Source organism: Nocardia sp. NPDC019395 (assembly GCF_040632335.1).
Lineage (GTDB): Bacteria > Actinomycetota > Actinomycetes > Mycobacteriales > Mycobacteriaceae > Nocardia.
Genome location: NZ_JBEYBT010000001.1, coordinates 1,601,584 through 1,626,454, shown reverse-complemented (window position 1 = coordinate 1,626,454; position 24,871 = coordinate 1,601,584). Strand labels below are relative to the sequence as shown.

General features: G+C 66.9%; 19 protein-coding genes and 1 riboswitch. Of the genes, 11 read left to right on the top strand and 8 right to left on the bottom strand.

Annotation, left to right across the window (positions count from 1 at the left end):
• Positions 1 to 127: 127 nt before the first annotated feature.
• The 3 genes from ABZ827_RS06730 to ABZ827_RS06720 form a co-directional block, all read right to left on the bottom strand.
• Positions 128 to 895: a phosphatase PAP2 family protein gene (locus ABZ827_RS06730; protein ID WP_357233518.1), complete on the bottom strand. Its 768-nt coding sequence runs from the start codon at positions 893 to 895 to the stop codon at positions 128 to 130.
• 130 nt (positions 896 to 1,025) lie between these two features.
• Positions 1,026 to 1,916: an NERD domain-containing protein gene (locus ABZ827_RS06725; protein WP_357233517.1), complete on the bottom strand. Its 891-nt coding sequence runs from the start codon at positions 1,914 to 1,916 to the stop codon at positions 1,026 to 1,028.
• 68 nt (positions 1,917 to 1,984) lie between these two features.
• Positions 1,985 to 3,391 (bottom strand): DUF2252 domain-containing protein, encoded by a 1,407-nt coding sequence (locus ABZ827_RS06720; RefSeq protein ID WP_357233515.1) that lies wholly within the window; start codon positions 3,389 to 3,391, stop codon positions 1,985 to 1,987.
• Between the two features lie 384 nt (positions 3,392 to 3,775).
• Between ABZ827_RS06720 and ABZ827_RS06715 the strand changes: the two genes are divergently transcribed.
• The 7 genes from ABZ827_RS06715 to gcvP all read left to right on the top strand — a co-directional run bounded on the left by ABZ827_RS06715 (position 3,776) and on the right by gcvP (position 10,992).
• The gene (locus tag ABZ827_RS06715; protein ID WP_357233513.1) at positions 3,776 to 4,480 is read left to right on the top strand and encodes a CDP-alcohol phosphatidyltransferase family protein; all 705 of its coding nucleotides are present in this window, start codon (positions 3,776 to 3,778) and stop codon (positions 4,478 to 4,480) included.
• A 43-nt stretch (positions 4,481 to 4,523) separates the two neighbouring features.
• Positions 4,524 to 4,922, top strand: coding sequence for a glycine cleavage system protein GcvH (gcvH, locus tag ABZ827_RS06710; RefSeq protein WP_357234568.1), 399 nt, complete (start codon positions 4,524 to 4,526; stop codon positions 4,920 to 4,922).
• Between the two features lie 150 nt (positions 4,923 to 5,072).
• On the top strand, positions 5,073 to 5,558 hold the full coding sequence (locus tag ABZ827_RS06705) for an FHA domain-containing protein (RefSeq protein WP_030520553.1): 486 nt from the start codon (positions 5,073 to 5,075) through the stop codon (positions 5,556 to 5,558).
• Positions 5,559 to 5,620: 62 nt separating this feature from the next.
• Complete coding sequence (locus ABZ827_RS06700) at positions 5,621 to 6,424, top strand: MerR family transcriptional regulator (protein WP_357233511.1); 804 nt, start codon at positions 5,621 to 5,623, stop codon at positions 6,422 to 6,424.
• A gap of 189 nt (positions 6,425 to 6,613) precedes the next feature.
• Entirely contained in the window at positions 6,614 to 7,087 is a 474-nt protein-coding gene (locus ABZ827_RS06695) for a bifunctional nuclease family protein (protein ID WP_357233509.1), read from the top strand.
• Between the two features lie 175 nt (positions 7,088 to 7,262).
• A complete protein-coding gene (locus tag ABZ827_RS06690) occupies positions 7,263 to 7,841 on the top strand; it encodes a MerR family transcriptional regulator (protein WP_357234565.1) in 579 nt (192 codons plus the stop codon).
• A gap of 103 nt (positions 7,842 to 7,944) precedes the next feature.
• Positions 7,945 to 8,043: riboswitch (glycine riboswitch) on the top strand.
• A 153-nt stretch (positions 8,044 to 8,196) separates the two neighbouring features.
• On the top strand, positions 8,197 to 10,992 hold the full coding sequence (gene gcvP, locus ABZ827_RS06685) for an aminomethyl-transferring glycine dehydrogenase (protein ID WP_357233507.1): 2,796 nt from the start codon (positions 8,197 to 8,199) through the stop codon (positions 10,990 to 10,992).
• Positions 10,993 to 11,082: 90 nt separating this feature from the next.
• On the opposite strand, the gene ABZ827_RS06680 is transcribed toward gcvP, so the two are convergent.
• The 4 genes from ABZ827_RS06680 to ABZ827_RS06665 form a co-directional block, all read right to left on the bottom strand.
• The gene (locus tag ABZ827_RS06680) at positions 11,083 to 12,435 is read right to left on the bottom strand and encodes a cation:dicarboxylase symporter family transporter (RefSeq protein WP_357233506.1); all 1,353 of its coding nucleotides are present in this window, start codon (positions 12,433 to 12,435) and stop codon (positions 11,083 to 11,085) included.
• Positions 12,436 to 12,704: 269 nt separating this feature from the next.
• Positions 12,705 to 14,372, bottom strand: a complete 1,668-nt coding sequence (locus tag ABZ827_RS06675) for a hypothetical protein (protein WP_357233504.1) — start codon at positions 14,370 to 14,372, stop codon at positions 12,705 to 12,707.
• 860 nt (positions 14,373 to 15,232) lie between these two features.
• Positions 15,233 to 15,481, bottom strand: coding sequence for a WhiB family transcriptional regulator (locus ABZ827_RS06670; protein ID WP_357233502.1), 249 nt, complete (start codon positions 15,479 to 15,481; stop codon positions 15,233 to 15,235).
• Between the two features lie 27 nt (positions 15,482 to 15,508).
• Complete coding sequence (locus ABZ827_RS06665) at positions 15,509 to 16,057, bottom strand: HNH endonuclease (RefSeq protein ID WP_357233500.1); 549 nt, start codon at positions 16,055 to 16,057, stop codon at positions 15,509 to 15,511.
• A gap of 931 nt (positions 16,058 to 16,988) precedes the next feature.
• Here ABZ827_RS06665 and ABZ827_RS06660 point away from each other — a divergent pair.
• The 4 genes from ABZ827_RS06660 (at position 16,989) to ABZ827_RS06645 (ending at position 22,941) form a co-directional block, all read left to right on the top strand.
• Positions 16,989 to 19,178, top strand: a complete 2,190-nt coding sequence (locus ABZ827_RS06660; RefSeq protein ID WP_357233498.1) for a malate synthase G — start codon at positions 16,989 to 16,991, stop codon at positions 19,176 to 19,178.
• A gap of 130 nt (positions 19,179 to 19,308) precedes the next feature.
• Positions 19,309 to 20,067 (top strand): NAD(P)H-dependent oxidoreductase, encoded by a 759-nt coding sequence (locus ABZ827_RS06655; RefSeq protein ID WP_357233496.1) that lies wholly within the window; start codon positions 19,309 to 19,311, stop codon positions 20,065 to 20,067.
• 164 nt (positions 20,068 to 20,231) lie between these two features.
• On the top strand, positions 20,232 to 21,938 hold the full coding sequence (locus tag ABZ827_RS06650) for a hydrogenase maturation protein (RefSeq protein ID WP_357233494.1): 1,707 nt from the start codon (positions 20,232 to 20,234) through the stop codon (positions 21,936 to 21,938).
• A 160-nt stretch (positions 21,939 to 22,098) separates the two neighbouring features.
• Positions 22,099 to 22,941, top strand: a complete 843-nt coding sequence (locus tag ABZ827_RS06645) for an MHYT domain-containing protein (protein WP_357233493.1) — start codon at positions 22,099 to 22,101, stop codon at positions 22,939 to 22,941.
• 285 nt (positions 22,942 to 23,226) lie between these two features.
• On the opposite strand, the gene ABZ827_RS06640 is transcribed toward ABZ827_RS06645, so the two are convergent.
• Positions 23,227 to 24,804, bottom strand: coding sequence for a hypothetical protein (locus ABZ827_RS06640; protein WP_357233491.1), 1,578 nt, complete (start codon positions 24,802 to 24,804; stop codon positions 23,227 to 23,229).
• Between the last annotated feature and the right edge of the window lie 67 nt (positions 24,805 to 24,871).

Sequence of the window (24,871 nt, the reverse complement as noted above, 5' to 3'; positions counted from 1 at the left end):
TCCGTGGTCCGGGCGGCCGCGCACTGGTCAGGCGTTATGAGCAGGACAATCCCGCCCGGTCCGGACGAGCCCGGGCGGGGTTGCGCTGCCGGAACGACCGGGAGGTGGTGCGGGTAGCCGGTTCCTGTCAGTGGTGCCGGGACCCGTACGTGCGGCGGATGTACACCGAAACCCAGTACAGGCCGATCGCCAGGGCGATTCCCGCCGCGGCGCCGCCGATGACATCGGTGGCCAAGTGGTAGTCGAGCGCGATCATGCCCACCGCGCCCGCACACCAGCCGGCCCCGGCGAGCAGCGCGATCACCACCCGGGCGCGTGACGATCGCAGCAGCAATACCAGCGCCGCGATCACCGAGACGAGATGGACGGTATGCCCGCTCGGATACGCCAGGTAGTCGTGTAGCGGCCGCGCCCACCAGGGTTTCAGCGCCCATGCGTTGACCGCCACCGCGATCTCCGGCACCAGCACAACGGTCGCGGTCTCCCACCATCTGCGCTGCCAGGCGAACCAGGCCGCACCCCCGCACAGCACAGCGAGTACCACGCCGGTACTGGTCGCCAGCGCCAGCACCTCCGCGATCCAGGGCCGCGGATCCAGCCGCGGATCGACGCGTGCCCCGACCTCCAGATCGAAGGTGGTCGGTCCGCCGCCGGGCGGAAACGTCAGGGGCAGGGCGACCGTTACCGCGGCGCCGGTCGCGGCGACCATCCCGGTGGCGAGCGGGGCGGCGGTATGAGCCGGCCCACCGGAGTGCGAACAGGGTTCCGGTGTTCGGTCCCCGGCGCCGGGATACGGGTGCGCTCCCGGATCCGGACGGTCCTCTGTGGTGCGGTGGGTAGTTCCGGAGGGCCGGTTCGCATCGAACGGATCCGGCAAGCCGGGTGCGGTGCTCACGGTCCGACCCTAATGGGCGCCGCGGGGTGAGGCCCAGTCGTAGTCCGTGCACGGCCGGAGCGAACGGGGGCATGCCCTGTCCATCCGTCGTGGTGCCGGCACGGCTCGACCGGTGGTGCTCCGCGGAACCTCAGCTCGGACCGTAGGTGAAGAAGGCGGTGATCACGAACCACAGGATCCAGGCGACCGCGACGAACGTCCCGATGGCGAACATCGCGCGCATGAACGCCCGGCCCAAATCGATATCGCCGACTTCCCGCGGGTACAGGCGCCACGGGCTGTACCAGGGCGCGCGGAACCGCCGCATCCCGGCGGTACGTTCGAGCTCGGCGAGATCCTCGGCATACTGTTCCGCTTCCGCCTGGGCCGGGCCGCCGTGCCACAACGTGACGTCGATCGGGCCCAGGAACCCCTCGTCGAGCAGTAGTTGCGGTGCGGGCAGGTACGCCAGGATTCCCAGGCTCCGGAAGGCAGAGGCCACATCGTTGGCCGTCCAGCGGTGCGTCTCCCGTTCGGCGAGTACACCGAAGTAGTGCCGGAGCTGTTCGGCGTCGTCGCCGACGATCACATCGAAACTCGGGTCGTGGACCTTCTGATCGATCTGGATCGGGACCCGCTGGAACGGCACGATCAGGGCGATTCCGTGGACCATCCGCTGTCCCAGTCCGCGCGCGGCCAGCCAGCTCTGTAAGGCGAAGGTGTGTTCGCGGGAGCGTTCCAGCAGTGAGCGGTCGTCGGCGGCTTCCAGTTCGGCCCGGACTCCGTTGAGTGTCGACCTGCCGGTCAGCGGAACGTGCAGCGTGCCGCCGTGCTCGCTGCGCAGGCCCGCAACATCGATCACAACGCAGCTCGTGGGCGTCCACACCACGGCGTCGAAGTGGTAGGTCGCGCCCTGGTACAGCAGGTCGCAGTTGACTGTCGCGACCCCGTGCGGGCTGTCCGTGCTGCCCCAGCCGCTGAGCCAATCGATCAGGGACCGCTCGGCGAAACTGTCGGTGCTGTCCTGAACCTGCACGAGCATGATGACCGCCCTTCGTATCCGAAACGAGGCTGTGGCCCCGCCGAGTCCGGGCGGCGCACCCCTCGAAACTACCGGTCCGGCTCCTCTGCCGGAAGTTTCCCGGCCCGAACCGCGGCGACGAGTTCCTCGTGATCGGATTCGGTGCGGTCGGCGTAGCGGACCGCGAAATCGGCCACGGCTCCGTCGAAATCCGCGTCGTCGCCCAGGTAGCCGGTGATCAGCCGGGGATCGAGGGACCGCGCGTGTGCGCGGGCGAGCAGGGCGCCGGCGAGGCGGCCGTAATCGTCGAGATCGTGTGGTTCGAGTTCCTCCGGCGCTATTCCGCCCTTGAGGTTGCGGAACTGACGGACGATGAACGGCAGGTCCCGGGTGCCACCGCCGGGCTGCGGAACAGCCATGGTTGTCCAGCCCAGCAGGATATCGGTTTCGGTCTGGACCAGCCTGGCGCCCTGCACAATTCGCTTGCCCTCGTGCTCCGGCGATTCGATTCCGAGGACCGGCGCCAGCGCCGAGGGCGCCGCCTGTTTGAGCTGTAACACCAGTACCTCGCCCGAATTACCGTGCAGCAGAGCGACATAACTGTGCAGGCCGACGCTACCGGTGCCCACGATCCGGAACGCGATATCGGTGACCGCGAATCGTGCCAGCAGCCCCTGCCGGGATTCACGCAGGCTGGGACCGTAGCGTTCCAGCGCGTCGACGGCCGCGTCCTCGACATCCTGTGCGACGGTGGTGAGGATGGGCGGATCGCTGACGAAGCGGTGGCTTTCGACACCTGTTTCGTGATCGTCGATATGGGTCCACTTCCGCACGACCTTCTCGCTGGTGTTCTTCCGCGCCTTTTTGGCGGCCTTCTTGAAGTTGTCGAGAAGATCGTCGGCTTCGACCCGGTCGAGGACGGATTCATCGGCCAGCGCCGACCACGAGGTCAGGAACGGCCGTTCCGCCAGTCTGGCAGCGGTGCGGCGATAGCTGCGCGCGGCATCGGCCGCGGCCGTGCGGCATTCGTCTTCGTCGGCGCCGCCGTCCCGGCCGGCCAGGACCAGGCTGGCCGCGAGTCGTTCCAGATCCCATTCCCAGGGGCCCGGTACCGTCTCGTCGAAATCGTTGATATCCATGACGATTTCGCCGCGTGAGGTGCCGTACAGGCCGAAATTCGCCGCGTGCGCGTCGCCGCAGAGCTGGGCCTGGAACCCGGTGTCCGGGCTGCCCGCCAGGTCGTGCGCCATCAAACCGGCGGCGCCCCGATAGAAAGCGAAAGGGGAGGCCATCATCCGGCCGATGCGCAGCGGGATCAGCTGATCGAGCCGCCCGCTGTTGGTGGCTTCGATGAATTCGATTACCGACGGCCGCCCCTCGGTGCGGATCATGCGGTCGCGGGCTGTGCGCGGCACCCGGTCGCGCAGTGCCTCCCCACGGGCGAGTATTTCCTCGGCAGGAATATATGAGCGCAACGGGATACGGCTATCGGGCACGTGGTCACGGTACCGATCGATCGGCCGGTGCGTGCCGGGCGGTCGTCGCGCGGGCCGAGGATGGGTCAGCGCGTTCCCGCCGGGGTTATCGGTAGCCGCAGCCCCCCGGGGCGGTGGCGGGCACCGCGGGGTGTTCGGGAGCCACGGCCGCGCCGAGCATGCGCTGCGTCTGGTCGTAGTACGGCGCGAGTTCGTCGCGCCGATCGGTGATATGCGCACACCTCCGGTCGGTGTAGAAATCGTCGAGGGGCGGTAGTCGAATCCCGACATGATCTTGCTCTCACCCGAGCTGACGATGAGATGGTTCCATACTCACTGTTTCATCGAATCGCCTGCGGGGCGTACTGGCGCCGGAGCAGGTCGTGCGGTAAGCACTGGCATGTGATGAGCGATTCGGGAACCGGCGGCTCCGAGACCTCGGCCGCGGGCCGCGGGCCCGGCGGTGCGATAGCGGCGGTGCTGTCCGATCGGCTGCTCACCGTGCCCAATGTCCTGAGCATCCTCCGGTTGCTCGGTGTCCCGCTCTTCCTGTGGCTGTTGCTGGTACAACATGCCGACGGCTGGGCGTTCACCTTACTGATCCTGAGCGGGCTGACCGACTTCCTGGACGGCAAACTCGCCCGCCTGCTGGACCAGTCCTCCCGGCTGGGCGCCCTGCTGGACCCATTCGTCGACCGGCTCTACCTGGTGACCACGCTGGTGGCGTTCGTCGCCCGCGATCTCGTCCCCTGGTGGGTCGCGGTCCTGCTGATCGGCCGCGATCTGGTGCTCACCTGCACGCTGCCGGTCTATCGCCGCCGCGACCTCGATCCACCCGAGGTCATCTATCTGGGGAAGGCTGCCACCTTTGCGCTCATGTCGGCATTGCCCTGGCTGCTGGCCGGGCAGATGGACTGGGTGGGCGACGGTTTCGGCCGCGCCTTCGGTGGCGCGCTGCTGATCTGGGGCACCGCGGTCTATGTGTGGACCGGACTGTTGTACCTGGGCCGGGCGATCGCCATCGCGCGGACGGTACCGCGATCCCCGGGCCGTCCCGGTGGGGCACCCGGCCGGGAGACCGGCGCGGCGGACGGCGGCGGGCTCGCATAGAGTTGCCAGCATCGTGGACGACGACACGAAGAAAGGACACCACGTGAACCCGGCTCCGGAGGATCTGCGCTACACCGCCGAACACGAATGGGTGCGTCGGGTCGACCCCACCCGGGTCCGGGTGGGGATCACCGATTTCGCCCAGTCGCAACTCGGTGACGTCGTATTCGTGCAGTTGCCCGAAACCGGTGCCGATGTCGCCGCCGGGGACAGCATCGCCGAGGTCGAATCGACCAAGAGCGTTTCCGATATCTACGCTCCGCTGAGCGCGAAAATCGCTGCGGTGAACCAGGAATTGGAGGCGAAGCCGGAGACGCTGAACACCGATCCCTACGGCGACGGGTGGTTGTTCGAACTCGAGCTGGACAGCGCGTCCGCGCTGGACTCGAGTCTCGGTGAACTACTCGATGCCGCAGGTTATCAAGGAGTTATCGAGGGCTGATTCAGCCTTCCAGGTTCTACCTGCACGGGCACGGCCCGGCAGGGTACGGTCAATGCCAACGGATGTGCCGCCCGGAGTCGGGGCCACCGAGCCACGTCGCGTCGCGGCATCTGCCTGCATGGTTTATGAGGTTCGAGGAGGAGAGAAACGGTGAGCGAGAACAAAGACCCGGGTTACGGGGAGACCGCGGCCGAGACGACGTCGGTCTTCCGCGCGGATTTCCTGAACGAGGTCGACGCATCGCGCTCCGGCGAGCCGACCGGTGAACAGCCGGTGCAGGGTGTCGAAGGTCTTCCGGTCGGGGCAGCGCTGCTGGTCGTCAAACGCGGCCCGAACGCGGGCTCGCGCTTCCTGCTGGATCAGCCCACCACTTCCGCCGGCCGCCATCCCGACAGCGATATCTTTCTCGACGATGTCACCGTCAGCCGTCGTCACGCCGAGTTCCGGCAGGATGAGGATTCGTTCCAGGTCGTCGATGTGGGCAGCTTGAACGGCACCTACGTCAACCGGGAGCCGGTGGACTCCTCGGAGCTGCAGAACGGTGACGAGGTACAGATCGGTAAATTCCGGCTGGTATTCCTCACCGGGCCGCGGACGCAGGAGGCCGGATCGGCGGCCGGTGCGGGTAGTTTGTGAAGAGTTGAAGATCGGTGCGCCGATCCGGGTGATCGGCGCTTCGGCATGAAAGACTCGAAGTCATGACAGGCGCGGCGCAGCAGTGGGCGCACGGAGGGATGTCGATCGGCTCTGTGCTCGATCTGTTGCGACCGGATTTTCCGGATATCACCATCTCCAAGATCCGTTTCCTCGAAGCGGAGGGGCTGATCCGGCCGGAGCGGACACCGTCGGGCTACCGCCGGTTCTCCGCGGCAGATTGTGAGCGTCTCCGTTTCGTGCTCACGGCCCAGCGCGATCAGTACCTGCCGTTGAAGGTGATCAAGGAACAGCTCGAGGCGATCGACAGCGGAGCCGCGACACTCGGGGTGCGTGAGGCCAGAGCCCGGGCGCGGACCGCCCGTCCGGATGCGGGGCAGGATATGGCGGACGAGCGCGCCGCGACACCGCGGCCGCCACGCCGGCTGGCGGTACAACCCGGCCGGATCACCGCCGACGAGTTCGAATTCGACCACGAGATCCGGGTGACCCGCGCCGATCTGCTCGATCAGGCCGGTATCGACGAGAAATTTCTCAACGATCTGATCCGGGCGAACCTGATCACGCCGGGCCCCGCCGGTTTCTTCGACGGTGATGCGGTCACCCTCGCCACTACGGCGAAGGCCATGGCCGAATTCGGTTTGGAGGCGCGGCATCTGCGTGCCTTCAAACTCGCCGCGGACCGGGAGGCGGCACTGGTGGCGCAGATCGCCGCACCGATCGCCAAGAGCCGCGATGCGGGCGCCCGTGCCCGCGCCGAGGAGACGGTGCGGGAACTCGCCGCCTTATCGCTCACCCTCCACGCGAGCCTGGTGAAGGCGTCGGTGCGCAACTCGCTGGGCGGATGACGCCCGGCCGCTGCCGGCGGCGGGATCGTCCTGACCTGCGGCGGGGTCGGTGTCGGCTACGCCGGTGGCAACACACCGATTCCGCTGTACGCCAGCCATCGCGGCGCCGCCCGGAGTTCGCCTAGACTCGTGGTACGGCGAGCCCTGCATCGGCGAGGGCGGGCGGCCGGGATTATGGGAGGCAGTGCGATGAGCGAAATGCGCGTGATCGGCATCCGGGTCGAGCAGCCACAGAACCAGCCCGTCCTGCTGCTGCGGGAGGAGAGTGGTGAGCGTTATCTGCCCATCTGGATCGGCCAGGCCGAGGCCACGGCGATCGTGCTCGAACAGGAGGGTGTCACCCCGGTCCGGCCGCTCACCCACGATCTGATCAAGATCTTGATCGCTGATCTGGGCCATACCCTCGAGGAGGTCCATATCGTGGATCTCAAGGAGGGCACCTTCTACGCGGATCTGGTGTTCGAGAACGAGGTGCGGATATCGGCCCGCCCCTCCGATTCGGTGGCCATCGCGTTGCGCGTCGGCTGCCCGATCTATGCGGCGGAATCGGTGCTCGAGGAAGCCGGTCTGGTGATGCCCGACGAACGCGAGGACGAGGTCGAAAAGTTCAAGGAGTTCCTCGAGTCGGTATCCCCGGACGATTTCAAAGCGACCGATAGTTGAGTTTCCGGATTATTTTCTAGACCTCAACTACAGGTCGAGACTGTTACCGCGCGTCGCGTTTGGATCGGCACTGCTGTGGCCGAGAGAATGGGAAGAGTAGCCTCGTACTCGACGCCGGGCCGTCGGGTATGGGCACAGATCGGCGGAGCAAGGGAGTAGTTCAGTGGCAGAGCAAATGCGGGATATGCGATCGGAAGTGGGCCCGCCTCGGCGCTACGAAATACAGCCCGGATTGTTCCCCGACGATTCGGTCCCCGACGACCTGGTCGGATACCGGGTGCCGACGGCCTGTCAGGTAGCCGGGATCACCTATCGGCAGCTGGACTACTGGGCCCGGACGGGCCTTGTCGTTCCCTCCATCCGCGGTGCGGCCGGTTCCGGTAGCCAGCGGTTGTATTCCTTCAAGGACATCCTGGTCCTGAAAATTGTCAAACGTCTGCTCGACGCCGGTATTTCGTTGCAGAACATCCGCATAGCCGTCGATCATCTGCGCAGCCGAGGCGTCCAGGATCTGGCGAATATCACGCTGTTCTCCGACGGCACATCCGTGTACGAATGCACCTCACCCGAAGAAGTCGTCGATTTACTGCAGGGCGGCCAGGGTGTATTCGGTATCGCCGTCAATAGCGCGATGCGGGAACTCACCGGGGCGATCGCGGCGTTTCCCGCCGAGCGTGCGGTGGCGGCCGATGAGCGACCCGAGGACGAATTGTCCTACCGCCGCAAAGCCCGGCTGACCCGGAAAACCGGGTAGGAGCGGCGCCCCGTACCGGCTACCGCCGGGGTGAGGGTAGCGACACATCCGGCCGGGGTGAGTGCCCGTCCGGCCCGGTCGCCGGGCTAAGATAACCGGGCGCCGTAGCCGTGCGGGAGAGTCTCGGGTCCTAGCGGAGCCGGGCGCCGAAGGAGCAGCACCTCCCCGTCAATCTCTCAGGCACCAGGACCGTGCGGGAACCGGCGCCTCTGGAAAGTGGTGGCTGCGGGCCACCCGCCCAAGGTGAAAGGCGATCGGACCCCTGCGGCCCGCCGCCGAAGCTCTCAGGCGCCGCGACAGAGGGGGAGGGCCCTGTGCCGACCGAGTGGTCGGCCCGCCCGACCAGGGAGCCGTGGTGACCCAGAGTTTCGCAGACCGGCATATCGGACCCGATAGCGACGGGTTCGCGCATATCCTCGCCGAGATCGGCATCGCTTCCGCCGAGGATCTCGCCGCCACGGCGCTGCCCGCGGGTATCCGTGACACCGAACCGCTCACGGGACTGCCGCCCGCCGCGAGTGAACACGAAGTGCTGGCCGAACTGGGTGCGCTCGCCGCCACGAACACCGTGGCCACCTCGATGATCGGGCTCGGCTACTACGACACCCTGGCCCCACCCGTTCTGGTACGCAACCTGCTGGAGAACCCCGCCTGGTACACCGCGTACACGCCCTACCAGCCGGAGATCAGCCAGGGCAGGCTCGAAGCGCTGCTCAACTTCCAGACCATGGTGACCGACCTGACCGGTATGGACGTGGCGAACGCGTCGATGCTGGACGAGGCCACCGCCGCGGCGGAGGCGATGACACTGCTGCGCCGGGTGAGCCGTGGCGGCAGCACCCGCCTTGTGGTGGATCGTGATCTGTTCCCGCAGACGCGTACCGTCCTGGCCACCCGCGCCGAACCGCTCGGTATCGAGATCGTCGAGGCGGACCTGGCCGCCGACGGACTGCCCGAGGGCGAATTCTTCGGGGTACTGCTGCAGGTGCCGGGTGCCTCCGGCCGCATCGTGGACTGGTCCGATCTCATCGCGGGAGCACACGAACGAGGCGCGCTGGTGGCCGCCGGCGCGGATCTGCTCGCCCTGACCTTGATCACGCCGCCCGGGGAACAGGGCGCCGATGTCTGTTTCGGGACGACCCAGCGGTTCGGGGTACCGATGGGCTTCGGCGGCCCGCACGCCGGATACCTCGCGGTGCGTACCGCCTACGCGCGGCAGCTACCGGGCCGGCTGGTCGGGGTGTCGAAGGATGCCGACGGCACGCTCGCCTATCGCCTGGCGCTGCAGACGCGGGAGCAGCATATTCGCCGGGAGAAGGCGACCTCGAATATCTGCACCGCCCAGGTGCTGCTCGCCATCGTCGCCGGGATGTATGCCTGCTACCACGGTGCCGACGGGTTGCGGGCCATCGCCCGGCGGGTGCACGGGCACGCCGAACATCTCGCGGCCGCGCTGGGCGATTCCCTGGTGCACGATAAATACTTCGATACGGTGCTGGCCCGAGTCCCCGGGGATGCCGAGAGCGTGGTGGCCAAGGCCGCAGCGCGCGGTATCAACCTGCGCCTGGTGGACGACGATCACGTCGCCGTGGCCTGTGACGAGGCGACCACCGGCGATCATGTGGCCGCTGTCCTGGACGCGTTCGGGGTCGCGCCCGCCGACCCGGTGGGGGCGGGCATCGCCGACCGGACCTCGGAGTTCCTCACCCACCCGGCGTTCACCCGGTATCACACGGAAACGGCGATGCTGCGGTATCTGCGGGCGCTGTCGGATAAAGATATCGCGCTGGACCGCAGCATGATCCCGCTCGGCTCGTGCACCATGAAACTCAACGCCACCGCGGAAATGGAGCCGATCACCTGGCCCGGTTTCGCCCGGCTGCACCCGTACGCGCCGGCCGCCGATACCCCCGGCCTGCGCCGGGTGATCGACGATCTGGAGCGCTGGCTGGCCGAGATCACCGGCTACGACTCGGTGAGCCTGCAGCCCAATGCCGGTAGCCAGGGCGAATACGCCGGCTTGCTGGCCATCCGGCGCTACCACCTGGACCGCGGCGATACCCGGCGCGATACCTGCCTCATCCCGTCGAGCGCGCACGGCACCAACGCCGCCTCGGCGGCCATGGCGGGCCTGCGGGTGGAAGTGGTGAAATGCCGGGCGAACGGCGATGTCGACCTCGACGATCTGCGTGCCAAGATCGCCGACCATGCCGAGCGGCTGGCCTGCATCATGATCACCTATCCGTCCACGCACGGTGTGTACGAGCAGGAGGTCGCCGACCTGTGCGCGCTGGTCCACGACGCGGGCGGTCAGGTCTACGTCGACGGCGCGAACCTCAACGCCCTGGTCGGGCTGGCCCGGCCCGGCCGGTTCGGCGGTGACGTCAGCCACCTCAATCTGCACAAGACGTTCTGTATCCCGCACGGCGGTGGCGGCCCCGGGGTCGGCCCGGTGGCCGTGCGGTCACATCTGGCCCGATACCTGCCGGGCGACCCGCTGGTCACCGATTCGCACGCGGTCTCGGCGGCGAACTACGGCTCGGCATCGATTCTGCCGATCACCTGGGCCTATATCAGGATGATGGGAGCGGACGGGTTGCGCCGCGCGACGCTCACGGCGATCGCCTCGGCCAACTACCTGGCCCGGCGGCTCGGCGAGCACTATCCGGTGCTCTATACCGGCGATAACGATATGGTCGCCCACGAATGCATTCTGGACCTGCGCGAGATCACCAAACAGACCGGTGTGACCGTCGACGATGTGGCGAAACGCCTGGCCGACTACGGTTTCCACGCGCCCACCATGAGCTTCCCGGTGGCGGGCACGCTCATGGTGGAACCGACCGAGAGCGAGGATCTGGCCGAATTGGACGAATTCGTGGAAGCGATGATCGCCATCCGCCGCGAGATCGACCGTGTCGGCGCGGGGGAGTGGCCGGCCGACGACAATCCGCTGCGTCAGGCACCGCATACCGCGGCATGCCTGGTCGGGGACTGGGATCACCCGTACACCCGGGAGATCGCGGTGTACCCGCGCGGGCTCGCGCATACCCGAGCCAAGGTGTGGCCGGCGGTCCGCCGGATCGACGGTGCTTTCGGAGATCGCAATCTGGTCTGCACCTGTCCGCCCCTGGAGTCCTACGTCGACTGATGCCCTGTGCACTCCGGCCGAGATCCTTTGCCACGGAATCGGATCTCGGCCCGAGCGGTTCCCCGCGCCCAACGGAGCAGCCGGGAGATATCAGGCCGAGGCGAGAACTTTCGCCCCGTCCGCTTCGGCGGGGTGTGGGTCGTGGTCGTCCACCATTGTCTGCTCGTCGAACGGCAGTTTCCGGTCCAGGACGTCGCGCATCTGCTCGGGATCGACGGTCTTGGTCCAGGTGCCGATCAACAGGGTGGCCACGGCGTTGCCGGAGAAGTTGGTGAGCGCCCGGGCTTCGGACATGAAACGGTCGATCCCGACGATCAGGCCGACCCCGTCGAGCAGTTCGGGCCGGTGACTCTGCAGCCCGCCCGCCAGGGTGGCCAGGCCCGCGCCGGTGACGCCGGCCGCGCCCTTGGAGGCCACGATCATGAACACCAGCAGGCCGAACTGTTCGCCCAGGCCCAACGGCTGCCCCATCGCGTCGGCGATGAATATCGACGCCATCGTCAGATAAATGGCGGTGCCGTCGAGGTTGAACGAATAGCCGGTCGGTACGACCACACCCACAGTCGTTCGTTGTACCCCGATGTGTTCCATCTTCGCGATCAACCGCGGCAGCGCCGATTCCGATGACGAGGTGGCCACGATGAGCAGGTATTCGCGTGCGAGATAGCGGCACAATTTGAAGATCGACACCCGGGCGACGAACCGCACCAGCACTCCGAGTACCCCGAAGACGAACAGCAGGCAGGTCAGGTAGAAGGCGATCATCAGGGTGGCCAGTTGGACCACGGCCTCGAGTCCGGTCCGGGCGACCACATTGGCGATCGCACCGAAGGCCCCGAGCGGAGCCAGCCAGAGGATCATCACCAGGATCCGGAAGACCAGCTTCTGGATCAGCGCCACACCGCGCAGGATCGGCTCACCCGAGGCGCCCATGGCCTGTACCGCGAAACCCACCAGCAGCGCGACGAACAACGCCTGCAGCACATTGCCCGCGACGAGTGCGGAGACCAGCGTCGTGGGAATGATGCCGTGGATGAAATCCACGGTGCCACCGGCGCCGTGCGCCTCCTCGGCGTACTGCGCGCCCTGGCCCGCCGAATCCGTGATCTCCAACCCGGTGCCCGGATCGAGCAGGTTGCCGACCAGCAGGCCGATACCGAGGGCCACCGTCGACATCACCAGGAAATATCCGATGGCCAGGCCGCCGACCTTTCCGACTGTGGCCGCCGCGCGCACCGATCCGATGCCGAGGACGATCGTGCAGAAGATCACCGGTGCGATCATCATCTTGATCAGGTCGACGAACATCGTGCCCAGCGGCGCGAGCGCGCGCCCGGTTCCCGGCGCGAGCCAGCCGACCAGAATTCCCGCCAGGACGGCCACGATAACCGCCAGATAGAGCCAATGGGTGCGGTCCCGCCGCGTTCGATTCCCGTCCTTCATGACCTGATCCCCTTCCGAATCGTCGTACACGGGCGAGGTGAACCCGGCCACCGCGCCTGTGCAGAATGATGGACCGGTATGTGACACACGTCATGATTTTGCGGATATCGTTGCGCGGAAAGAAGTTTGTGCGGGCGCGGTACTCGCGGATCACCGCGGCGCTGACCGGAGCGGCTCGCCGAGGGCGGTGTGGCGCTCCGGTTACGGCGGCCCCCGGCCCTGCTGTCGCCGTCGGGAATCCTTGGGCCGACGGCCCGGATGACCGCCGGTCAGGGCGTGGTGAGGGCCCCGACCATCGCGGTGCCGAACTCGAGGTCGTTGCTGGTGGGCAGGACCTTGTAGGTGCCACCGGTGCGCTGGGTCAGGGTGCGCAGGGAGTCGCTGCCCGCACCGCCGACGACGATGACATCGACGCGGATCGGCTTCTCCGGATTCCCCTCGTCTTCGATGGCTGACAGCAGGTCTGCGCCGTTGAGCGCGGAATCGCCCTCGGGCCCGTCGGTGACCAGCAGGATCGAGTTGGTGCGGTCGGGGGCGTAGCCCTCGACCGCGCTCCGGTAGGCGGCGAGCAGTGCCGGATAGCATTCATCGGCTTTCGTATCCGTCGCCTGGATCGAACCCAGTGAACCCATCAGAGTGCCGCGGTGCTCGTCGGTGAGCGGGGCAGTATCGGCGACCACTTCGAACGGGTTGCCCGCGTCGAGATCCTTCCCGAAAGTCCAGATACCCAAACCGAATTCCGGCGGCATGACATTGACGGTGGACGCGAGGGCGCCGACGGTATTGGTCAGCCGGGTCAGGTCGCCCTCGGCGGCCCCCATCGATGCGGAAACATCGAGCAGGGCCGTGGCGTGGACGCCGAGCACAGGATTTCCGAGGAGGCCGCGGAGCCGGTCCAGTGCGGCCCGCGGCGGTGAGGCGACCGGATCGGCCGGCGGAGCGCCGAAACCGGCCGCGACCAGATCGCGTTGCTGTTCCGGTTTGCGCAGGTACTCCGCGAACAGGCCCGCGACCAGGTTCTCCGTCTTGTCCACCCACGGTCCGGACATCAGCGCGGCCGGATAGTCGGCGATCGGGGTCGCGCCGGTGGGCACGTAGAAGGTGGTACTGCCGTTCGCCGCGAGCTGTCGCTGGGTCACCGGCACCACGTGGACGCCGGCTTCGGCCGGGGCGGCAGACGAGAGAGCCGTGATCGCCGCGGAGGTGTCGTCGGCCTTCGGCGCGGCGGCGGCCAGACCGGATACCGCGGATACGGACTGCCCGGCGGTAACGGCCTCCTCGGTCAGTGGGTCGGTACCGGCGACAGCGCCCGCGACCGCGGCGGCAACCGCCAGTGTCGTATCGCCCGGTGGCATTGCCATCTGCAGGCCGTTCCAGCCCGGCAGTCCGATGGCTTCGAGTGAACCCTGCTGCAATCGGGGCAGATCCGCCCAGGAGGTCCGGGTGGAGGCCAGTGCGTGGCGCAATATCTCGGGTACGGCGAGCACGATCGGACTGGACGCGATCGAGCGCGGGCTTCCCTCGATCAGACCGGGAACCCGCATCGATTCGATCTGCCGGCTGGATACCGGAATCCACAGCGCCGGACGGGGTCCGAGCACCGGATTCCAGGTCGCCTCGGAGGTGAAGGCCGCGACCATATCGGCGGTCGCCCGCTCGGTGATCACCACCTCGGCGCAATGGCCGCGCACGACCGGCCGGGTCTCGTTGTATCGATCCGCGATTGTGCGTATCGGGTCGGCGATCTCGGGATCGACGGTGACGTCGAGGACTGCGTTGCCCTCCACACATTCGCCGTCGGACGCTTCACTCGCCGAGTCCGGACCTAATTGCCACCAGCCGACAACGAGTACGAGCAGAACCACAACCACCACCGCGGCGGTCACCGGTCCCTTGCTGATCTCCCGGGAAGAGCCGGTGCTGCGATGGGTACCCACGGCCAGTCAGTGTAAGGAGAGAACCCGGGTTATGGCGCCCCGGACGGGGCTGTGCTTATGGTTCCGTCTCCGGCAACGGGTCGGGCGCTGCAACACTGCTCTCGGCGTAGAGCGTCTAACCACTGATCTTGAGGGAGATCACCCGCGAAGGGGCGGAGGTAGACCACCCGCGAAGGAGCAGGAGGTAAACCACGCGCGGAGGAGCCCGAGGTAGACCACGCGCGGAGGAGCCCGATGTAGACCGTTCGTGAAGGGGCGGGCTGTGTTATTGGAGCCGCTCCGCGGCTCGAGGGCGGGGCCCTATTAACCCCGCTTCTTCACTCCGACGCTCGGTCGCTGCGCTCCCTCGCTCTGTCGCTGCAGAAGCGGGGCGGGCCCCGCCCGCAAAGGTTGACCGAACTCGAAGGGTGGGAGCTGGGTTCATCCGTGGGTCTTTACTCCTCGCCGGTCGGTCGCTGCTCGCGTTCGGCTCATTCGTTCCGGCTCGGGGTGGCCGCGTACGCCGGGCCTGCCCCCGCCTGAGCGCAGATCGCCCACACCGTTTCACGGATGGCCGGCATTTCCGGGCGGGGCCCGCCCGGTTCTGGAGCGACGGAGCGGGGGAGCGAAGCGGAGGAGCGCAGGAGTGAAGAACCGGGTTAATAGGGCCCCGCCCTCGAGGCGCGGAGCGCCTCCAAAAATACAGCGCGCGCCTTCAAGGATGGTCTACGCCGAGAGCGGGGCTGGATGGTCCACGCCGAGATATCAGCAGGGCTGGATGATCTGCGCCGAGAGCAGGGGCAACAGGGCCCCGACCCGCAACGCTGGAGGCGGCGCGAAAATTACAGCCCCGCCTCCAGCGTCGTACCGGGTTGTGCCGGTTATTCGCGGATCATCTTTCCCCGGTCGAATTCGTGCCCACCCCACACCCCGGACTGTCCGGTCTGTTCGGCGAAGGCACGGCAGTCCGGCCGGATCGGGCACCGGCCGCAGACCTGACGCGCGTACTCGAAGTCCTGCGATGGGTACGGAAACCACGCCTCGTGGTTCGGGTCACCGCGGCAGGCGGCGCGATGCCAGCCACGGCTGTCGGATATGGGCAGCAGATCCGCCAGCACTTCGACGGTCATATCGATCCCCTCCTTTCGCGGATCGGTTCAGGGTGTCGCGGCCAGGTGCTTCCACACCCGCCGTTGTTCTCGGGCCAGCGGTTCGGGTGCCCGGGGTTCCCAGAGCAACCGCATACCCGCCTCCTCCGGAGTGCGGTCGGCCTTACCGGTATTGCAGGTCACGCAGCAGGCGATGAGGTTCTCCCAGGTGTTGGGGCCACCTCGGCTGCGCGGGCGGATGTGGTCGACGGTGGGCGCCCAGCCGCCGCAGTACCCGCACCGGTTCCCGTCGCGCCGCAGGATCGCGGCGTGCGTGGCCCGGCCGCCGGGCGACCGCACGGTGATATGGGCGAGGTACCGGTAGCGGACCAACCGGATCGTCTCGGGCAGCATGATCTCGGTGTGCTGGGAGCGGACCGGGAAATGCGGCCGGCGGATCACGACCGATTCGGCGATACCGCTGGTCAGCAATACGATCGCCCGGTCCGCGCCGATCTGGTCCAGCGCCTCGTAGCTGGCATTGAGCACCAGGACACGGCTGTGTATCCAATTGTCCGGAGTGAGCGTCACCGGTTCGGCGACAGCGTGTATCGGCATGGGAATCACCAGGTTTCGACAGCCGGGACGACCCGGACTTCAACAGGGGGAACGGAACGAGAGCGTCAGCGGCGACGTGGGAGGAGTAGATCGATCCCGAGATCGCCGGCGGGTTTCGGCTGCTGTGCCTGTTCGGCGTTCATCGGCCGGGCCGATACGCGGGCCCGACGCTCGGATTCGGCGCTGGACCGGGTGCTATCAGCCGGTGCGACTGGATACAAGATCACTCCTCCCTTCTCCGTATCGTCGGCCTGCCCCTGTGGCCTGCCGGTGGAATACATGGTGGCACAGCGCAGTACCGGTTGTCGGCCCATTTTTCGGTGCCCGCACCGTGACGCACGGCCCCCGGCCCGACCGGTATGCACGGCCATACCGCCCGGAGAGTCTGCTCCGGCACGTCCGCCCGGGGCGATAATGTTCGACCAGCATTCGTGATTGTTCAGCCCCTGTTCGAGGTCGATACCCACCCCGAGCCCGAACCGACAGGACCGAAGGCCCATGGAGACGGCGCTCCCCGCCCCCAGATCCGCCGGCTTTTCCGGGCGGGGCCCGCCCGGTTCTGGAGCGACCAGAGCGAAGGAGCGCAGCGACTGAGCGCCGGAAGTGAAGAACCGGGTTAACAGGGCCCCGCCCTCGAGCCGCGGAGCGGCTCCAAAATTACAGCCCGCCCCTTCACGAATGGTCTATGCCGAGAGCGCGGTTTTCTTCACCGATGGCCTACGCCGAGAGCGCGGGAATCGTCTCCACGGACGATCCACGTCGAGAGCAGAGCCAGATGGTCCACGTCGAGAGCAGTGTTGACAGCACCCCCACCCCGCGCAACCGGAGGTGGCGCCATAAACACAGCTCACCCGCCGACCGTCCCGGCACTACCGGCCGGTAACATAAACATCGACTTTCCACCCGGTATTCGCGGAAGTGAGGCACGTAGATGACAGAGCGGAAAAAGGTCGGCGGGCTCGAGGTTGCCACCGTTCTCCACGACTTCGTAGAGAACGAAGCGCTCCCCGGCACCGGCGTCGATTCCGCCGCGTTCTGGGCCGGTGCCGAGCGGATCATCACCGAGTTCGCACCGCGCAACCGCGCCCTGCTGACCGAACGCGACGAAATCCAGGACAAACTCGACGCCTGGCACAGTGAGCATCCGGGGGCGAACTACGACAAGTCCGCCTACAAGCAGTTCCTGACCGAGATCGGCTACCTGCGGCCCGAGCCCGCCGATTTCACCGTCGGCACCACCGGGGTCGACGACGAGATCAGCAGCACCGCCGGCCCGCAGTTGGTGGTTCCGGTGAGCAATGCCCGCTTCGCCATCAACGCGGCGAACGCGCGCTGGGGCTCGCTCTACGATGCGCTGTACGGTACCGACGCCATTCCGGAGACCGGCGGCGCCGAGAAGGGCACCGGTTACAACAAGGTGCGCGGTGACAAGGTCATCGAATGGGCGCGCAACTTCCTCGACGACGCGGTCACCCTCATCACCGGGTCCCATATCGGTTCCACCTCGTACACGATCGTCGACGGTGAGCTCGAAGTCGGCCTGGAGGACGGTACCGCCATCGGCCTGGCCGATGCCGATCAACTCGTGGGCTATATCGGCGACCCGGCAGCTCCCAGCGCCGTCCTGCTGAAGCACAACGGCCTGCATATCGAGATCCAGATCGATCCCGAATCGCCTATCGGCAGCACCGACAGCGCCGGGGTGAAGGATCTGGTCATCGAATCCGCGGTCACCACCATCATGGATTTCGAGGATTCGGTCGCCGCGGTGGACGCCGAAGACAAAACCCTCTGCTACCGCAACTGGCTGGGTCTGATGAAGGGCGACCTCGCGGAGGAGGTCACCAAGGGCGGCAAAACCTTCACCCGCACCATGAACCCCGACCGCGTCTACACCGCGCTCGACGGTTCCGAGCTCGCGCTGCACGGGCGGTCGCTGCTGTTCGTGCGCAATGTGGGCCATCTGATGACGAGCGACGCGATTCTCGACGCCGACGGCAACGAGGTGCCCGAGGGCATCATGGACGGCATCATCACCTCGCTTGTCGCCGCGCATTCCCTCCGTGACGATGTGGCGCTGAAGAACAGCCGCACGGGCTCGGTGTACATCGTGAAGCCGAAGATGCACGGTCCGGACGAGGTCGCTTTCACCAACGACCTGTTCGCCGCCGTGGAGGACGTGCTGGGGTTGCCGCGCAACACCCTGAAGGTCGGCATCATGGACGAGGAGCGCCGCACCACCGTCAACCTGAAGGCCTGTATCAACGCGGCGGCCGACCGGGTGGTGTTCATCAACACCGGCTTCCTGGATCGCACCGGGGACGAGATCCACACCTCGATGGTGGCGGGTCCGATGATCCGCAAGGCCGAGATGAAGACCCAGCGCTGGATCCTGTCCTACGAGGACTGGAACGTCGACACCGGTCTGGCCGCGGGTCTGCCCGGTAAGGCGCAGATCGGCAAGGGTATGTGGGCCATGCCGGACCTGATGGCCGGGATGCTCGAGCAGAAGATCGGCCATCCGAAGGCCGGCGCCACCACCGCCTGGGTGCCGTCGCCGACGGCCGCCACCCTGCATGCCACCCACTACCACCTGGTGGATGTGTTCAAGCGGCAGGCCGAGATCGCCAAGGGCGGTGCGCGGGCGAGTGTCGACGATATCCTGCAGATCCCGCTGGCGGCCGATACGAACTGGAGCGAGGCGGACAAGCAGCAGGAGCTGGACAATAATTCGCAGTCGATCCTCGGCTATGTGGTGCGCTGGATCGATCAGGGCGTGGGTTGTTCGAAGGTTCCCGATATCTCCGATATCGCCCTCATGGAGGATCGCGCCACCCTGCGGATCTCGAGCCAGCTGATGGCCAACTGGCTGCGCCACGGCGTGGTCACCGCCGACCAGGTGATCGCCAGCCTCGAGCGGATGGCGCCCGTGGTGGACCGGCAGAACGCCGGCGATGCCGGCTACCGGCCGATGGCTCCGGATTTCGCGGGCAGCGTCGCCTTCCAGGCGGCCAAGGAGCTGATCCTCGAAGGAACCACGCAGCCCAATGGATACACCGAGCCGATCCTGCACCGCCGCCGCCGCGAAGCCAAGGCGCTGGCGGCCAAGGACGGGTCGTAGCAATACGAGCGCCGCAAACCGACGTCGCCCCCGGCCGGTAACGGCCGGGGGCGACGTCGTTCGGTCGGCCCCACCGGCTCCGATTTCTTCGCTCGGAATGCCCGGGCCCGGTGGCGAGGTTGGTCCGGATATGAAGGTGCTGATCGTGTATGCCCATCCCGAGCCGGATTCGCTGACCGGAGCGTTGAAAGACGTAGCCGTGGAAAGGCTCCGCGCCGAGGGCCACGAGGTCCGGGTGAGCGATCTGTATGCCATGGACTGGAAGGCGCACGCCGACGCCGCGGATTTCGGCGAGGTCGCGGAAACGAACTTCATGCTCGCATCGGGCGAGGCGTTCGAGAACGGAACGCTCAGCGCGGATATCCGGAACGAGCAAGAGAAACTGCTGTGGGCCGATACGGTGCTGCTGCATTTCCCGCTGTGGTGGTTCTCCATGCCCGCGATGCTGAAAGGATGGGTCGACCGGGTTTTCACCTGCGGATTCGCCTACGGCGCGGGCGGAACCGCGATTCCGCGATACGGCGACGGTGTGCTGGCGGGCCGGCGGGCCATGCTCGTGGTCGCCGTCGGCGGCCGGGAGCCCGCGTATTCCGAGCGTGGAATCAACGGACCCATCGAGGATCTGCTCTTCCCTATCCACCACGGGATCCTGTACTACCCGGGCATGGATGTCCTGCCCCCGTTCGTCGTGCACGGTGCCATCCGGGTGGACGACGACCGTTTCGCGGCGATCGCGGACGAACTGCGGGAACGACTTTCGTCTCTCGACCGGACCGAGCCGATCCGATATCGGCGGCAAGCCGGTGGTGACTACGACCGTGGACTACGGCTCGAACCCGGCCGGGAGAGTCCGGGATCGGCCGGATTCGAGTTGCACGTAACCTCCTGAGCTGCGGATGCGCCGGCTTCCGCGGCTCGAAGTCGCTGGTACGCGGGCGGATACGGGCGGGCGTCGAAGTGTCGGCAGTGTCACTCGGACTGCGACCGTGGCGCCGGGCGATTAGCTTTGTCGGGAATCGAAAGATTACTTTGGGATCGCATAGATCTCGCCCGATGGAGGAAACCTTGCGCGTCCTGCTCGTCGCCAGCGCATTCAACAGTCTGACTCAGCGCGTGCACACCGAACTGCGCGCTCGCGGGTACGAGGTGGGGGTCGAGCTGGCGCTCGGTGACGATCTGCTCCGGGCCCGGGTTACGCATTTCCGGCCGGACCTCATCCTGGCACCGATGCTGACCACCGCGATTCCGGAAGACGTCTGGACCGAGTACCCGGTCCTGATCGTGCATCCGGGCCCGAAGGGCGATCGTGGACCCTCCTCGCTCGACTGGGCGATCAGCACCGGCGCCCAGGAGTGGGGCGTGACCGTTCTGCAGGCCGTCGCCGAAATGGACGCGGGGCCGATTTGGGCGTCGATGCCGTTCGCGGTCGCCAGCTGCGGTAAGAGCGAGCTGTACCGTAACGAGGTTTCCGATGCCGCGGTGGCGGCGGTTCTGCTGGCAGTGGACCGGTTCGCCGGCGGCGACTTCGAGCCCGAGCCGCTGGACTACGGCCGGCCCGATGTGCGCGGGGAATTGCGGCCCTACCATTCCCAGCGATACCGCATGATCGATTGGCGGACCGAGGACACCGCGTCGGTCCTGCGTAAATTGCGCGCCGCCGACTCCCAGCCGGGTGTTCTCGACGAATTCTACGGCCGGGAGTACTTCGTCCACGGCGGGCACCGGGAAGACCGGTTGCGCGGTGTTCCGGGAGCGGTGATCGCCACTCGTGACGGTGCGATCTGCCGGGCCACGGCCGACGGCGCGGTCTGGCTGCCGCAGCTGCGGCGCCGCCGGGTACCGGGCGGGCCGCGGACCTTCAAACGCCCCGCCGTCGACGCGCTCGGTGCCGATCTACCCGGCAATGTTCCGGAGGTCCCGGTCACCCCGGCCGAGGCGGCAGTCCGCGATACATGGTCGGAGCTGCGGTATTACGAGCAGGGATCGGTCGGCTATCTGGAATTCGCCTTCGCCGGCGGTGCGATGAGCACCGAGCAGTGCCGGCGGCTGCTGGCCGCGTACGAGCAGGCCTGCGCGCGGCCGGTCCGGGCGCTGGTACTGGGTCCCGCCCGCGACTTCTTCTCCAACGGTATCCACCTCAACGTCATCGAGGCGGCCGAGGACCCGGCCGAGGAATCGTGGCGCAATATCACCGCGATGAACGATCTCGTCGAAGCGATCCTCACGACGACGGACAAGCTGGTGATCTCGGCGCTGGCCGGGAACGCGGCGGCCGGTGGCGTTATGCTCGCGCTCGCCGCCGACGAGGTGTGGTGCCGCCAATCGGCTGTGCTCAATCCGCATTACCGGTTGATGGGGCTGTACGGCTCGGAATACTGGACGTATTCGCTGCCGCGGCGAGTGGGATCGACGGAGGCCGCCCGGCTCACCCGTGAGACTCTGCCCGTCGGGGCCACGGCGGCCGCGGAAATCGGCCTGGTGGACCGGGTCGTCGCGGGTAGTACCACGCAATTCCGCGAATGGGTACGTCGGGAGGCGACGCTGCTGGCGGATTCGCCGGAACTGGAGAACTGGTTGACGGCCAAGAAACAACTGCGTGAAGCGGACGAATCGGCCAAACCGCTGGCCGAATACCGGTCCGAGGAATTGGCGCATATGCGCCGGAACTTCTTCGCCGAGGGTGAGCCGTACCACGAGTTGCGGCGAAACTTCGTCTACAACGTGGCGCCACCGGCCACCCCGGCCTACCTGTTGGGCTAATCGCTGTGCGGTACGCGATAGCCCAGTTGTGACATCAGGTGGCGGCCACCCGCCTGCCTGATGTGAAATTTTTACCTTGCAACCGGGTTCGGGTGCATCGAACTACTGTCCACGCGGTGGTGGTTCGGAAAACGACTAATACAAGCGGAGTAGAGAGAACGTGCTACATCTCGAGCACTTCAGCAACGGCTGGGTGACTCCTGTCCTTGCCTATGTGATGTCATTCATCGGTTCGGTCCTCGGCCTGCGCTGCGCGGTGCGGGCCAGGACAGCGAGACCGGCCGTCGGATGGCTGCTCGCGGCAGCCATCGCGCTCGGCGGCGCGGGGATCTGGGTCATGCATTTCACGGCCATGCTGGGGTTCACCGTCGAGGGCACGAGCATCCGCTACAACATGCCGATAACGCTGCTCAGCGCGGCCATCGCGATTGTCGTGGTGTTCATCGGGCTCACGATCGTCGTGCGCGGAAACCGCGAGGTGATCTCGCTGCCACTCGGTGGCGCGGTGACCGGGCTCGGAGTAGCCGCCATGCACTACCTGGGCATGGCGGCTATGAGCACCGGCGTCGCGATGGAATACAGCACCGGTCTGGTCCTGCTCTCGCTGGTGATCGCGGTCGTCGCCGCCACCGCGGCACTCTGGTTCATGTTGCACGTGCAGGGCTGGGGCAACACCGTGGGTGCGGCGATGATCATGGGTGTCGCGGTATGCGGTATGCACTACACCGGGATGGCGTCCATGAGCGCCCACCACGGTGAACATCAGGGATTGCCGGAGGGGGTGGCACCGGTCGAGCTGCTCACTCCGCTGCTCACCACGGTCGCACTGGTGGTCGTGGGTCTGGTTGTGCTGGTCGGAGTGGCCGAACTCGAAGTACGCAGTGTCGCCGCGGTGGCGGGTCCGGCACCCGAACCGAATAAATCCGGCACTCTTCTCACCACGGATCCGTCCACGCTGGCACATAGTGGCCGTGAGTGGCCACGGCTGCAGACCCACGATTAGTCTCGGATTCGCAGATGTGACATCGCCGGTGCCCGGTTGTCCCGATCTGCCGGGGGCCCTATTCTCGGCCACCGTATCTGCAAGCTGATGTGAGGACTGGCTCGATGGGTAGTACTGTGCTCGATATTGCCGCGCTGATCGTGACGCGGGTCGGGGATTTCTGGAACTGGGCGACCACCGGTTCGGCGGGATTCCCGCCGCTGTGAGTCGGTAGCCGACAGATACGCGGAACCCGGATGCTCGAGGGCATCCGGGTTCCGTTGTTCCTGGCGGCCCACCGTGCGCTCAGGAACCCACCACGGACTGTTGATCGGCGGGCGGCGAGTACACCGATTCGTCCACGTGCAGAACCATGAATCCGTTGTCGGAACAGGTGACGTGGAGATCGTTGCCGCGCCATTCCGGCGGCGACAGACACCAGTCGGTGGAAACATCGCCCAGGGCGAGTTTGCCGGTGCGCGAGGAGAGCGCCTGGGACGGATCGAACTGGCCCTCGAGGACCGCGCGGGCCGCGCTCGGCGCCGTCATCGCCGGGATACCGAGCAGCGACGCCAGCGCGTGCGGGGAGTTGACCATATCGAGGTTGCGCCCCGTCCGTGCGGGCGGGTTGAAGTAGGCGATCTCCCGGATGGCCCCCGGATCGCGGATATCGAACACCCGGATCCCGGACGAAATCCAGCCGCAGGCCAGTGCGGTCGGGTTCACCGGGCGGTCGGCGGCGCAGTAATGGGATTCGTAGGCGAAGATCGAACCGCCCATGGAGGAGGCGATACTGCTGTCCAGATTCTGCGGCAGATTGATCTCCAGCTTCACCTTCGCGACGACCCGGGGGTCGGCGTCATCGGAGACATCGATCAATTTCACGCCACCGGAGCCCCCCTCGTCGACCGTGTAGATATAGGGCTTCCCGTCGTAGGTGACCGGAATGCTGTGCTGGGTGGCCCACCCGTCGGACCAGAACATGCGCCCGATGTGCTGCACCTGGGGATTCGGGTCGCGCCGCTGTACCGCGCTGACGTCGAGAACGGTCACCCCGCTGAGCGCCGACAGATAGACGCGGTTCCCGTCCGGGCTCACGCCGAAACCGTGCGCGGTGATTCCGGTGAGCCCCTGCCATACGACCCGGGGGTTGGTGGGATCGCTGAGATCGACGGCGCTGAGGAAGCCCGGTGTGATCCCGGACGCCCAGTAGGTGTTCCCGTCCGGCGAGAACCCGCCCTCGTGGGTGGTGATCGGCAGGGGCATACCGAGGTTCGCGCCCGGTCCCGGATTCAGCAGCCGCGGATGCGCACAATCGGAAATATCGTAGACCGAGAGGTAGCCGGCCCCGACGAGCATCGGAACCCCGGTGCCCACCAGCAGTTTCCGCTGCGGGTTCACCTTCAGGCTCTCCCAGGTACCGGCGACCATCGCCGGTTCGTTCAGGGTCGCGGTCGGGCGTGGATTCGCCGGGTCGGAGACGTCGAGTACCTGGACTCCGCCGTTCTGGTGCAGCAGGTTGCCGGGGAAGAAGGTTCCCATATAGGAGCAGTGTTCGAAGCTGGTGGAGGTGATTCCGGCACCGCGGCCGGCGAACTGACCGATCATCGACATATTGCACCGGTAGCCCTGAGTGCTGCGTCCACTGTCCCGGTCGGCGGCCGGCACATCGCCCTGCAGGCCGGGTTCGGGCATGGAGCCGGGCCCGCATTCGGCACGGGGTACTGCGGTGCGGCCGATATCGAGGAACTCGCGGACCTCGTTCTGGATATCGGATCGCAGATCCGCCGCGGCGCTGCCCGGCACCATGATCGCGGCGACCACCGCGACCGCGCCCAGGGCCAGTGACCTGGCCCGATAGACCTGTCCGAAGGGACGCCCCATCGCATCCTCACGCTTCCCGAGCAATCTCGTCCGAACCGTCCGGGTTGGGTTTGGGACACATCCCGGA